Consider the following 12774-nt stretch of genomic DNA (forward strand, 5'->3'; position numbering starts at 1 on the left):
CCAATGAATAAAAGCTTTCTAATACGCAATCCGTCGACACTTTGGTTTTTGCTGGGGCTCAGCATCTTTACCATCGTCGTTACCATTCTATCCGACGCCGGCCTTGGAATCATGTCCACGTCATTCGTGAAAACGCTGGGTAAGACACTATGCCTATGCCTGATCGCTGTCGCGATGGATGTCGTCTGGGGATATTGCGGTATCCTAAGCCTTGGGCATTTCGCCTTCTTCGGGATTGGCGGCTATGCCGTTGGCATGTGGCTAATGTACGCGCGGACCGAAGGGATCGTGCTCGACAGCCTTGCAACGCAAACCATCCCCCCAACCACACAAGAAATCACTGATGCCATCGGCAACCAAATCTTTGGCGTTGTTGGTAGTTCTGAATTCCCGATGATCTGGGCGTTCTCTGACAGCTTGTTCCTTCAGTTGTTAATGGTCGTGCTGGTGCCGGGGTTGCTCGCGCTCGTCTTTGGCTGGCTCGCGTTCCGTAGCCGGGTCACGGGCGTCTACCTGTCGATTCTTACCCAAGCGATGACCCTCGCGCTGGCACTGTATCTGTTCCAAAACGACAGTGGGTTGCGCGGAAATAACGGCCTGTCCGGACTGCAAAACATTCCGGGGTTTGAAGACACACCGCAATCCACCATCTCGCTCGCGTTCTTCTACGCATCAGCACTGGCTGTGGCACTCGGTTACGTACTGTTTGCTTGGGTCACATCAGGCAAGATGGGCAGCGTCATCAAGGCAATCCGTGACAATGAATCACGCGTCCGGTTTCTTGGGTATCATGTGGAAAGCTACAAACTGTTCGTGTTCACTCTGACCGCCGTCGCCGCCGCCATCGCGGGCGCACTGTATTATCCGCAGGCAGGCATCATTAACCCAGCAGAAATCGCACCTATCGCGTCAATTTATCTGGCTGTTTGGGTCGCGATTGGCGGGCGCGGGCGGCTTTATGGCGCGGTTATCGGGGCCGCATTTGTGTCGCTGTTGTCCAGCTGGTTCACAGGCGGTGGCGCACCGGCCATCCCACTTGGCTTTTACACGATCCAATGGACCGACTGGTGGCTTGTACTGCTTGGCGTGTCGTTCGTCGCAGTCACCCTATACGCGCCCAAGGGCATCGGCGGGTTGTTTGATTATCTGGTGAGGAAACCATCATGAGCACGCTTTTAGAAGTCGACGGTGTGTCAGTTAGCTTTGATGGCTTTCGCGCGATCAACAACCTATCCATCCAAATCGGCGAACCTGAATTGCGCGCGGTGATCGGCCCGAACGGCGCAGGTAAAACGACCTTTATGGATATCATCACGGGCAAGACGAAGCCGGATGAAGGGCGCGTCACATGGGGTGATCGCAACATATCTTTACTTGGCATGTCCGAAAGCGAGATCGCGATGGAAGGGATCGGGCGCAAATTTCAAAAGCCCACCGTTTTCGAAGATCAAACCGTGCGCGAAAACCTTGCGATGGCTTTGCGTAACCCCCGCGGACCATTCGCTGTTCTATTCTATAAAAAGACCAAAGAAGGTGGCCAACGGATCGAAGAAATAGCGGCCGAGATTGGCCTATCCGATAGTCTGACACGCCGCGCAGGCGAATTAAGCCATGGTCAAAAACAATGGCTCGAGATCGGGATGTTGCTTGCCCAAGATCCACGCCTTTTGCTCGTCGATGAACCCGCCGCTGGGATGACAACTGCGGAACGCGAACTGACAACTGACCTGTTAAAACGCGCGGCCAAGACGCGTGCGGTTGTGGTGGTTGAACATGACATGGAATTCGTGCGCCGCCTTGATTGCAAAGTCACCGTGCTGCACGAAGGATCGGTTCTTGCCGAAGGATCGCTGGACCACGTGACCGCCGACCAAACCGTTATCGATGTGTATCTAGGACGCCAATAATGCTGAACGTTGAGAACCTGACCCTGCATTACGGGCAAAGCCAGATCCTGCATGGCATCACGCTGAATGCACCCGTTGGCGAAGTGACCGCTGTGATGGGTACGAATGGTGTGGGCAAAACCAGCCTGCTCAAGGCGATATCTGGCCGCCACCCTTATACCGATGGCACGTTGGCAGTTGGTGATCAGCAGCTTAATCATCCATCCGCATTCGCCGCCGCCCGTGCGGGCATCGCCTATGTCCCGCAAGGGCGCGAAATCTTCCCGCTGATGTCAGTACAAGAAAACCTAGAGACTGCCTTTGCCTGCCTTCCCAAGGATGAACGTTCCATTCCTGAAGAGATTTTCCAGCTCTTCCCAGTTCTACTGGACATGAAAGCAAGACGCGGCGGCGATCTGTCCGGCGGTCAGCAACAACAACTAGCTATCGCACGCGCACTGATCACACGGCCTAAGGTATTGCTTCTCGATGAACCGACAGAAGGCATCCAGCCGAACGTGATCCAGCAAATCGGTCGTACAATCAGCCTGCTGCGCGAGCAAGGAAACATGGCAATCGTCCTCGTCGAACAAAACTTCGATTTCGCATATGGCCTAGCAGATCGTTTCATTGTGATGACAAGAGGCGAAGTTACACGTCGCGCGGGCAAGGCAGATGTCACACGCGAAGCAATGCTTGCTGAGCTGGCGCTCTAGTAGGCCATCACAAATCAGTTTCTTTTTGCACACGACGATAGTAGTATTCGAAAAAGTGAATATGAGATCGTTATGCACATCACACGCCGCACATTTTTAACCAGCACCGCCGCGTCATTCCTTACACCACAGTTGACTTGGGCGCAGACCACCTTGGATGCTGGTGGTACTCGGCTGGATACGCTGAGCGATGGGAATTTGGTCTTGCCAAAGTCCTTTTCACTCGGGGACGCCCCAATGGAGGAAGCGGATCAAATACTGGCCAAATATGGTATCAGCGGCGAAACGTTAGAACCTGACTGCAACGTGACCTTGTTGCGGAATGGTGATCGCACGGTTTTGTTCGATGTTGGTGCTGGCCCTGATTTTATGCCATCCGCTGGTAAACTGATGGACGCGCTAGATGAACTAGGTGTCGACCCTTACGACATTACTGACGTGGTCTTTACACACGCACATCCAGATCATTTGTGGGGACTGTTGGATGACTTCGGTGACCTAACGTTCCCCGATGCAGCCTATCATATGGGCCGCGCTGAGTGGGATTATTGGACTGATCCCAATACCGTTTCGACGATCGAAGCCGCGCGGCAAGTGTTTGCAGTGGGCGCGGCAAGTCGGTTAGCCGAGCTAGGCGACCGCATCAACCTTTTCAATGATGGTGAGGAATTCCTAGGCGGCATCGCGGCACGCGCTACGTTCGGGCACACCCCCGGCCATATGGCGTTTGAGGTCCAGTTGGGTGATGAGCCAGTCATGATCGTCGGTGATAGCATCTTGAACCACCACGTCGCGTTTGAGCGCCCTGAATGGTTGTCAGGTTCTGACCAGGACGCCCCGATGGCCGCACAAACACGGATATCGCTATTGGATCAACTGGCGCATAGCCAAATGCGTATGGTTGGCTTCCACCTACCTGACGGTGGGTTAGGTCGCGTCGAAAAACGCGACGATAGCTATAGGTTTGTCGCCGACGGGGCTTAGCCCTTGGCTACTGTGCCGCCATCGGAATGCGGGCGAGTTGGCACTGCATCCACAGCTTTTCTAACGCAGAAACAAGCCGATCAATGTCTTCCGGCGAATGCACGGGCGACGGCGTGATACGCAGGCGTTCTGTGCCTTTTGGAACCGTCGGATAGTTGATTGGCTGGATGTAAATGCCGTGTTCGGCCAACAGGATATCGGACAGATATTTGCATTTGACCGGGTCACCCACCATCACGGGAATGATGTGGCTTGGGTTGTCGATATGCGGAATACCAGCCGCGTCTAGACGTTCACGTACGGCGGCCACATTGGCCTGTTGTTCCTGACGCTCTGCACTGCTGGATTTCAGGTGTTGGATCGACGCACGCGCCCCGGCAGCGACCGCAGGCGGCAACGCAGTGGTAAAAATGAACCCGCTCGCGAATGAACGTACAAAGTCACAAAGCGCCGCGCTGGCTGCGATATAGCCACCTACCACACCGTATGCCTTGCCAAGTGTCCCTTCGATAACCGTAATCCGGTCCATCAGCCCTTCGCGTTCGGCGATGCCGCCACCGCGTGGGCCGTAAAGACCAACGGCGTGGACCTCATCAAGATAGGTCATCGCGCCGTATTTATCTGCGAGATCACAAATCTCGGCTATTGGGGCCACGTCGCCATCCATGGAGTAGACGCTTTCAAAGGCGATCAGTTTTGGACGGTCAAGCGGCTGCGCTGCAAGCAGCTCTTCCAAATGCTCCAAGTCATTGTGCCGCCAAATCTGACGTTCTGCTTTTGAATGACGGATGCCTTCTATCATGCTTGCGTGGTTCAGTGCATCTGACAGGACAATACAGTTTGGTATCTTTGATGCCAAAGTCCCAAGCGCCGCCCAGTTCGAGACGTAGCCCGAAGTAAAAAGCAAAGCTTGTTCTTTGCCGTGCAGATCGGCCAATTCGGCCTCTAGCAAGACATGTTCATGGGTGGTGCCAGAGATATTACGCGTGCCGCCCGCGCCTGCACCAACCGTGTCTAACGCGTCATGCATGGCGGATATCACGGCGGGATGCTGGCCCATGCCCAAATAATCGTTCGAGCACCAAATAGTGACTTCTTTGGTTTCGTCACCGCGATTGGTCGCATGCGGAAAGTTCCCGCGGTGACGTTCAAGATCGGCAAAAACCCGGTAATTGCCTTCGTCTTTTAGCCGGGTCAGTTCGGCCTCGAAATAGTCGTTATAGTTCATGCGTGTCCTATTCGCCGACGGCGTCTTGGATAATTTCTGTCAAAAGCGTCTGCACTTGCTGCATTTCGCCTTCGGGATAGTTGCGGTGCCCGATGAAAACCTCGCCTTCGCGGTCAGCGACGAAAATCCCATAAGGGCAATGGGCGATATTCAAATGGTCAGCTTCCATTACTTGGCGCGATATTTGCGCCGAGCAGAACAAAAACACATCTGCTGCGTCGAAAATCACGACATCACTGCCAACGTCGGCCCCGGTACGGTTCATCATGTCACCGACGTGGCTTACGTAATCAATGACAAGCCCCTTACCGATGATCGCATTTTCAACCGCAAATGCCGCGTCATCAAAGCTACCGTCAAACGGATAGGTCGTTGCCTCTTGGGCAGTTGCAGTTACACCCAGCAGACAGATCGCACTGGAAATTAGAATTTTTTTCATAATGTATCCTCCTACGTTCAGTTTAGTGCGGGATGGTTTTTGCGTTTCTGATCTCGATCAAGGCCGGATCAGTGTCCACCCGGTTTCATCAAGCATCATCAATTCGGCCACCCCAGCAGCCACCCTGTCAGCGTGGTCTGAAATCGGTGGGGCGCTACCCTCTTTTGCTGTCATAGTGTCGATTGTATTCCCGCACGCCGCAAAACTGACGTTGGGCATAGACTGTTCAAACGCGCTAAGCCGCTCCAAAACCGGCGACGTATCCGTGCGCAGCATATGTAATCCTGCGTTAAATGCGACGATCCTGATTTCGACTTCTTCGCCTAAATCTTGGTAGTGCTTTGATACGTTAACGGCCACATTCAATACGGTGTTCATCTTCTGCGAATCGTTATCGCTGATCTGGAGCGCAAGATAATGAACACCATCATCTTGCGCCAAAGTTCCAACAGCGGAACCAATGAACAACACGGTCGCAATGACAAAGTTTCGAATTACGTTCAGCATGGCGTTCCCTCCCCTTGCCATTTGCGACCGTCAGTGCTGCGTTACTCCTCGAACTGGTTAAGATACGCGATCAACGCATCTGCATCGGCTGGGTCACGCAAACCGCGGAACGACATCTTTGTTCCGGGCATTGTTCCCCGAGGATCCATAAGGAACGCCGCTAGGTTCTCGTTCGCCCAGACTTCGCCTGCATCTGCAGCCTCAGCAAATCCGCGTGAATAGCGGAAACCTTCAACGCCACCGATCGTCCGGCCAATGATGCTGTTCAGATGTGGACCTGTCCGGCCACGCGCACCATCACCAACTTCATGGCATGATTTACACTGACGGAACAAGCCTTCGCCTTCAGCGATCAGTGCTGGATCAACCGCAGGTGCGGCTTCTTCAACGACTTCTGGTTCTGCTTCAGCAACTTCTTCTACAGCTGGCTCTTCTACAGCTACGGCTTCCTCATCAGCTGTTTCCTCAGTCTCTGGCGTCACGTCCAGCACGCTCGCGTGCATCGTGATTTCGACACTGTCTTTGCAGTTTTCCATACAGATGTCTGCGACCGAGAACTCAGGAAGCTCAGTCTCGGCACGGTCATCCATGTAGAAATTGTCCGCATTGGGCATTTCCACATCAAGGAAGTTTTCGTTGCTAAGTGTGAAGTCGTCCTCGACCAAATCGTTCACGTACAGAAGATAGGCGGTAATCGCATAGACTTCGTCCGGCTCAAGTGTTCGGGCGGCGCCAAAGGGCATCGCGCGGTTCACATAGTCATAGACGGTCGACAGATAGGGCCAGTACGAACCGATTGTTTTGACTGGGTCGTCGTCTGACAAGCTACCATGCCCGCCAGCCAGTACTGGCCAGCGGCCTACGGCCTCGCCAAAGTCGCCATGACAAGCAGCGCATTTTTCGACGTACACTTCTTCGCCAGTGAACACATCGCCACTGCCTACGGGCAGGCCAAGACCATCTGGGCGCACATCAGTATCCCATGCGGCAATTTCGTCAGGCAACGCTGCGCGGCCAAGTCCCAAGGTATCTTGTGCGAACGCCGGTGTTGCGAGCAATACTGCTGCCCCAATTGGGGCAAAACCCTTAAGAAATTTCGACATTTTCAGCCACCCCTTGTTCGTTTACTGCCCATGTCTGGATGCCGTTGTTGTGATAGATCGAGTTTTCGCCACGGACAGCGCGTAGCTGATCCTTTGTCGGCTGAACGTAACCCGTGCTGTCATGCGCGCGGCTTTGCAACAGCATTGGTTTTCCGTCCCATTCGAAATCAAAGTAGAAACGGTGCATCGACTTATCCATCGATGGCCCTGACATGCGGGCCTGATGCCAGTTGGCACCGCCGTCAATTGTCACGTCCACACGCGGGATCGTTCCACGACCAGACCATGCAACACCGGTCAGAACCATTGGACCCGGACCATGGGTGATTGGCTTTTGCGGGCTTGGGCTTGTGATGACGGATTTTGCGTCCATCTCCCATGTGAAGCGACGCGCCTGACCATTGCCAAGTAGATCAGTGTATTTGCTGGTTTCCTCGCGATGGTGCCAAGGCTGGTCACCAACCTCGATACGACGCAGCCATTTGACCCACATGTTGCCTTCCCAGCCGGGGACAACCAGACGGACCGGGTAACCTTGTTCTGGGCGCAGGGCCTCGCCGTTCATTTTGAACGCAACAAGGCAATCATCCAGCGCTTTTTCCATCGGGATAGAGCGGGTCATACCAGACGCGTCTGCGCCCTCTGGTAGCAGCCATTTGCCTGTGGTTTTAACACCAGCCTCTTGCAGCAATAGGCGCAGCGGAACGCCGGTGTACTGAACGTTGTGGATCATACCGTGAGTGAATTGACATCCGTTCAGCTGTGCACCAGCCCATTCCATCCCAGAGTTCGCCGCGCATTCAAGGAAATATACGTGGTTCTCACGTGGGAACCGCATCAGGTCTTCCATCGTGAAAACGAGCGGGCGGTCTACGAGACCATTGATCATCAGGCGATACTCGCCGGGATCAATCTCGGCGACGCCAGCATGGTGACGCTCAAAGCACAGGCCGTTGGGCGTAATGATCCCGTCCAACTCGTGAAGCGGCGTAAAGTTGATCGAGCTGATCGGATCAGCTGTCAGCCATGGCACGTTCTGGCGGCGCACATGCGCCTCGAACTTTGACGGCATGCCATATGGGGCTTCGTCAACGCCCGGCCCAAGAAATTGGCTCCATGGCTTGGTTTCCAAAATTGCGGGCTCGCTTTCTGCCCGTGCGACTGTCGCACCGCCAACAAGCGCAGCACCGCTGGCCGCCGCGCCGCGCAAGAAGTTGCGCCGCGAAGGTTTCATACCTTTGAAAATATCGCTCATTTTCTGTTCCTTTTCCTTAGGCACCGACAACCTGAACAGAGGTGTTCGGCGCAACCGAAACTGTCCCTTTGTTGCGAATGTGGCTTTCGACCACGTCCCAGATATCGGGGCCTTCCGTGTTTTCGTTCACGCTTGCCCAGCCTGCGACGACATAGGACTTGGCAGGGTCAATTTGTTCGCCTGTTTTCAGCAGGGTCATGTCGGAAATACGTTCGCCAATTGGCTTGGTGATATCGATCCGGTAGCCCATGCCACCCACGCGAACCATGTCGCCACCCTGTTGATAGTAGGGGTCAGGGTTGAACAGGTTGTCAGCGACGTCTTCCATGATCGTATGGATGAACTCGCCGGTCATTTCCGTGCGATAGGCCTTAGGGTACGTCATCGAAGTGACGTTCCACAGGTCTTCGCGTGTGATGTCTTGGCCAGGCATAATTGACGGCCCCCAACGCACGCCAGGCGACATCGAAATGTCAGCTTCGCGTTCCTCGATCAGTGCCTCGCAGATCAGGTCATCCCATGATCCGTTAAAGTTCCCACGACGATACAAAAGCGTGTCGTCGTCGGTCTTACCCAGCACTTCTGTCAGCGTGTCGATGTAAGGCGCGCGCTCTGCGTCGATGGCCGCGGCCACTTCGGCGTCGGGCTCAATCACGTCAGAGAAGATCGGGATCAGCTTGTGACGGAAACCCATCATACGGCCGTCACGCACGTCCAGATCAACGCGGCTCACGAATTTACCATTTGAACCGGAGGCAATGATGATCGTCTCGCCGACCAGTACCGGCTCTGGCAGTGCGTCATGAGTATGCCCCGCCAAGATCACGTCGATCCCGGTCACGCGGCTTGCCATTTTTTTGTCGACGTCAAATCCGTTGTGCGACAGGCAGACTACAAGCTCGGCACCTTTGGCGCGTACTTCGTCGACCATTTCCTGCATGCGCTGATCACGGATGCCGAACGAATACTCCGGGAACATCCAGCCGGGGTTCGCGATCGGCATATATGGGAACGCCTGACCAATGACGGCGATCTTTACGCCGCCACGTTCAAAGAATTTGTAAGGTACGAAATCTTCGGCGGGTTCGTCCCATTCGGCGTCAAAGATGTTCTGCCCCATCGCGGCGAAAGGCAAATCACCAACGATTTCGCGTACGCGGTCGGACCCTAGCGTGAATTCCCAGTGGAACGTCATCGCATCAGGTTTCAGTAGGTTCATGACGTTCACAACGTCCTGACCTTCGGTCTGATAGCAAGTGTAGGACCCGTGCCACGTATCGCCGCCATCCAGCAACAAGGCGTCAGGGCGGGCAGCGCGAATATTGTTCACGACAGTCGCAACACGATCCATCCCACCCATTTTGCCGTAAGCACTGCCAAGAGCGGTGAAATCATTGTAGGTCAGCGCATAGGCCGAATGACTATTGTCTTCGATGCCATAGAGCTTGCGGAAATCAGAACCAGTGACGTGCGGCACCTGCCCCTTGTTGTCACCGACACCAAGGTTGATTTCAGGCTCGCGGAAATAGATCGGCTTAAGCTGGGCGTGGATGTCAGTAATGTGGATGAGTGACACATTACCGAAGGTATCAAAGTCGAGCAGTTGGTTCTGGGTCAATGCCTGTTGGGCGGCCAACCTGCCCCAGTTCCCAAAACCAGACGCACCGACAATAGCTGACGCTGCCATACCTGCTTGTAAGAAATCACGACGAGAGATCATTTGGTCGATCCTTTGTATCAGCTTTATATTCCAAAAACTGAATATTTAAGAAAAGAGTTAACCCGTGACCAGTTATCCAGTCACGGGCAGTCGGGAGGATTAGTTGCGGACGGACGGTCCTTCGACGGACAGGCCATTACCGCGGGAAGCTACATAAAGTTCAAGCGCGATGAACTCATCGGAGCCAACCGCATATGTTTCTGCGCGAGTGTCACGGACACATCCACGGAAACGCGACTGTACGCCATTCAGCTTTGCGTTCTTCAGGCGATAGGTCGGAAAGCCGTTGATCTGACCTTGGCTTAGGTGATCCGCACGAATGTTGTTGCCATAGTTGTCTTCGTGGCAGTTCGCGCACGATAGATCCAGCTGGCCAGTACGCGTGTAGTATAGCTCGCGACCGAGCTCCCACGCTGACTGTGCAGGCCCATCGATTGCAACGTTCACTGGTGTACCGCGCCCGACAGAAGAAATCAGCGCTTCCATGTTGAGCATATCACCGCCGTCATACTTCCACGCCTCAGCGCCCATCTGTTCGGTACGACATCCGTTGATCTGCATCGCAAGGGTGCGGACTTCTTCGGCTTCGTCGTTCCATTTGGGGTAGCTACCGCGCACATCAACAAGGGATTCAGCATCGCCGTGACAATCTGCGCATGACTTCCCCTCGGTGCCTTCAGCCATCGCCCAAGTCTCGAGTGCATCATCCACAAAGATCATGCCGGGGTTTTCAAAATCATCCATTTGCAGCGACTGGGTCTCGTCTGACCGATATACCCAACCGGAATAGATCGTACGCAGATTTTCCAGATGTTCTGGTGCATCAGTACGTACCGTGATCTCGATCTCTTCATTGATCACCAGATCTGCTTCCTCGTCAGCTCGCAGCGCAGTCGAGGACAGCAGCAAGAGGGCCATAGCCCCACCCTTGATAAGCGTCTTCATGAATATTGGCCCTCCCTGGCAATGTTGCGGTCTTTAGTTGACCGCAATCTCTTTGGTATCAGTGTAGACAGACCCGTCATCGTCATACCAAGTGAACTCGAACGCACCTGATTCAGGCACAACAGTTTCAAATTCAAAGTACGGGTTCGTCGAAATCGCCGGCTCGAGCGTGACATCGATCACGTTCTGACCGTTAAAGTCACAAGTGAACCGGTTGATGATTGAACGTGGGATCAGGTTGCCATCGCCATCTTTGCGCAACCCAGACTCCATCGGGTGGCTAATCAGCGTTTTGATTGTGATAACTTCGCCAGCCGTTGCGTCGCGGGGAACACGAACGCGTGGTTTTACATTCTCTGCCATGTTTCTATTCCTCTCGCTTAGCCGCCGCAGCCGCCGATGGTGACTTTTACTTCTTGGCGGGCCTCGACAAAGCTGCCGTCAGCCATCCGCGCAACCGCGACAACATCCTGGGTGCCAGCAAGGCGGATGCGTGTTGATGCCATTTGGGACGCGGCGAGCGGACCAAACGTAAAGGTCGCGACAGCTGGAGTTGGATTACCAGCCGCAAAAATCATGATGGCCTCTGCACCCGGTGCGTCGACCGAGATCGGCACCGTGTTCCCGTTCTCTGCAATTTCTGGTGCGGTTAGCGTCAAGCCGCCAGTTCCGACCTCAGCGCCACCTGTGAAAGCGGCAATCGCCTCTTCTGCGGCAGCGGAGGCCCGAAGCGGCAGCATCGCCGCAGCAGCCGACCCCATTGCCAGCATCAGCGTGTGTCTACGCGTCAGTTTCATGGTTTCTCCTGTTCATAAATGGGCCGTATCACTCAGACAGAGTCTGAAGATAGGCCACCACATCTTCGATTTCTTGCGCGGTCAGCAACGGCGACAGCGGCCCTTCGGCTGCTTTGCCAGTGAACGCGTTACCGGGACGCGTAAAACCGCTAATCCGATAGAACGCCGGCATGATCGTCCCATCATATGTCATCTTAGGGTTCGCAATGATGCCACGCAGCTGCGCAGCGTCCCAGCGATCGGCAACACCATCAAGTGACGGGCCGACTTCACCGTGGAACGGGTATTCCTCAAGCGCTGTCACTTGGTGGCAGGCGATACAGTTACCTTTACCACGAGCGACCATAATTTCCAAACCGGCAGCGGCATCACCCGGCACACCCGTAAGCGAATTCTCGACTTCACCGTACTCAGTGAAAACCACATCATCGGGCGCAACATCCTCGGCCAGTGCGGCAGTTGCAAAGGCGGCCAAAGCGCCAGCGGTGATTATACGTTTCATGGTCCCTCCCTGGATCATCGGCGGATCATCGACCCTCGGTGTATACCGTAGCGCACGAAACTAGATTCTCGCAACAACAAAATCAATTATTTGAATGTTTATATGCAATTGTCCCATTTACTCAGTAATTCCAGCCTCTTGGATCATACGCGCATGGTACTTTTGGAACGGCTCATCCCCTAAATACCCCTCATCGACGATCCAAGTTAGCAAATTGAGAGTCGTCCATTTGCCAAAGGCACCCGGCATCATCGCGACGGCCGCTTGCGTTGCAGTCGTATCCTCGGGGACCTCCTCTGGAAAGAACATCATGGTCGGCGTGAACAGTGCATTCCACCGACGAACCATGTCTTTTTCCGCCAACACAGTACCGTCAAAGTCTGTGACTTCGATGTCGCCGAACATGTTGATTTGGACGACGAAAAACTCTTCGCGAATAAGCGCATCAATAGCCGGATCAGGAAAGACTTCCTCGTGCATCTTCGTGCAATAGATACAGCCACGTTGTTCGATGATAACCATCAGCCGCTTACCTTCGGCGTTGGCCTCGTCTAAATCTTCACGAAGATCTTTGAAGGTGTCGCGCATCCAGTCGGTTTTGTGCAGACCATCATCCCCCATCGTCAAAGCAAACGCTGGCAAGGCCGCGACCACGGCCAAAGTTGTTAGAACTTTACGTAGCATCGGGGCTT

Annotated in this window: 15 protein-coding genes; 4 read left to right on the forward strand and 11 right to left on the reverse strand. The window is 54.3% G+C overall.

Annotation, left to right across the window (positions count from 1 at the left end):
- Positions 1-3 precede the first annotated feature (3 nt).
- From urtC to ACHUEV_RS13180, 4 genes are all read left to right on the forward strand, one after another.
- Entirely contained in the window at positions 4-1167 is a 1164-nt protein-coding gene (gene urtC, locus ACHUEV_RS13165) for an urea ABC transporter permease subunit UrtC (protein WP_394180588.1), read from the forward strand.
- Positions 1164-1907: an urea ABC transporter ATP-binding protein UrtD gene (gene urtD / locus ACHUEV_RS13170; RefSeq protein WP_106358981.1), complete on the forward strand. Its 744-nt coding sequence runs from the start codon at positions 1164-1166 to the stop codon at positions 1905-1907. Before urtC ends, urtD begins: the two co-directional genes overlap by 4 nt.
- Positions 1907-2602 carry an urea ABC transporter ATP-binding subunit UrtE gene (gene urtE, locus ACHUEV_RS13175; protein WP_394180590.1) on the forward strand — a complete coding sequence of 232 codons (696 nt, stop codon included), beginning with the start codon at positions 1907-1909 and terminating at the stop codon, positions 2600-2602. The genes urtD and urtE overlap by 1 nt, the downstream gene beginning before the upstream one ends.
- A 72-nt stretch (positions 2603-2674) precedes the next feature.
- Complete coding sequence (locus ACHUEV_RS13180; protein WP_394180592.1) at positions 2675-3586, forward strand: MBL fold metallo-hydrolase; 912 nt, start codon at positions 2675-2677, stop codon at positions 3584-3586.
- Positions 3587-3593: 7 nt separating this feature from the next.
- Here the strand turns inward: ACHUEV_RS13180 and hemA are convergent, their stop codons facing one another.
- From hemA to ACHUEV_RS13235, 11 genes are all read right to left on the reverse strand, one after another.
- Positions 3594-4814: a 5-aminolevulinate synthase gene (gene hemA, locus ACHUEV_RS13185; protein WP_394180594.1), complete on the reverse strand. Its 1221-nt coding sequence runs from the start codon at positions 4812-4814 to the stop codon at positions 3594-3596.
- Positions 4815-4821: 7 nt separating this feature from the next.
- The gene (locus ACHUEV_RS13190) at positions 4822-5253 is read right to left on the reverse strand and encodes a DUF302 domain-containing protein (RefSeq protein ID WP_394180596.1); all 432 of its coding nucleotides are present in this window, start codon (positions 5251-5253) and stop codon (positions 4822-4824) included.
- 57 nt (positions 5254-5310) lie between these two features.
- Positions 5311-5760, reverse strand: coding sequence for a DsrE family protein (locus ACHUEV_RS13195; protein WP_394180598.1), 450 nt, complete (start codon positions 5758-5760; stop codon positions 5311-5313).
- A gap of 41 nt (positions 5761-5801) precedes the next feature.
- A complete protein-coding gene (locus ACHUEV_RS13200; protein WP_394180600.1) occupies positions 5802-6863 on the reverse strand; it encodes a c-type cytochrome in 1062 nt (353 codons plus the stop codon).
- Positions 6847-8118 (reverse strand): sulfite dehydrogenase, encoded by a 1272-nt coding sequence (gene soxC, locus ACHUEV_RS13205; RefSeq protein ID WP_394180602.1) that lies wholly within the window; start codon positions 8116-8118, stop codon positions 6847-6849. The genes ACHUEV_RS13200 and soxC overlap by 17 nt, the downstream gene beginning before the upstream one ends.
- Positions 8119-8134: 16 nt before the next feature.
- Positions 8135-9838 carry a thiosulfohydrolase SoxB gene (gene soxB, locus ACHUEV_RS13210; RefSeq protein ID WP_394180604.1) on the reverse strand — a complete coding sequence of 568 codons (1704 nt, stop codon included), beginning with the start codon at positions 9836-9838 and terminating at the stop codon, positions 8135-8137.
- Positions 9839-9937: 99 nt separating this feature from the next.
- Positions 9938-10783 (reverse strand): sulfur oxidation c-type cytochrome SoxA, encoded by an 846-nt coding sequence (soxA, locus tag ACHUEV_RS13215; RefSeq protein WP_394180606.1) that lies wholly within the window; start codon positions 10781-10783, stop codon positions 9938-9940.
- A 33-nt stretch (positions 10784-10816) separates the two neighbouring features.
- Positions 10817-11146, reverse strand: coding sequence for a thiosulfate oxidation carrier complex protein SoxZ (soxZ, locus tag ACHUEV_RS13220; RefSeq protein WP_394180608.1), 330 nt, complete (start codon positions 11144-11146; stop codon positions 10817-10819).
- A 17-nt stretch (positions 11147-11163) separates the two neighbouring features.
- Positions 11164-11580, reverse strand: a complete 417-nt coding sequence (gene soxY, locus ACHUEV_RS13225) for a thiosulfate oxidation carrier protein SoxY (RefSeq protein ID WP_394180610.1) — start codon at positions 11578-11580, stop codon at positions 11164-11166.
- Between the two features lie 28 nt (positions 11581-11608).
- Entirely contained in the window at positions 11609-12082 is a 474-nt protein-coding gene (gene soxX, locus ACHUEV_RS13230; protein ID WP_394180612.1) for a sulfur oxidation c-type cytochrome SoxX, read from the reverse strand.
- Positions 12083-12199: 117 nt separating this feature from the next.
- Positions 12200-12766: a SoxW family protein gene (locus ACHUEV_RS13235; protein ID WP_394180613.1), complete on the reverse strand. Its 567-nt coding sequence runs from the start codon at positions 12764-12766 to the stop codon at positions 12200-12202.
- Positions 12767-12774 lie beyond the last annotated feature (8 nt).

The sequence above is a fragment of the Yoonia maritima genome (assembly GCF_043641945.1).
Classification (GTDB): Bacteria; Pseudomonadota; Alphaproteobacteria; order Rhodobacterales; family Rhodobacteraceae; genus Yoonia; species Yoonia maritima_B.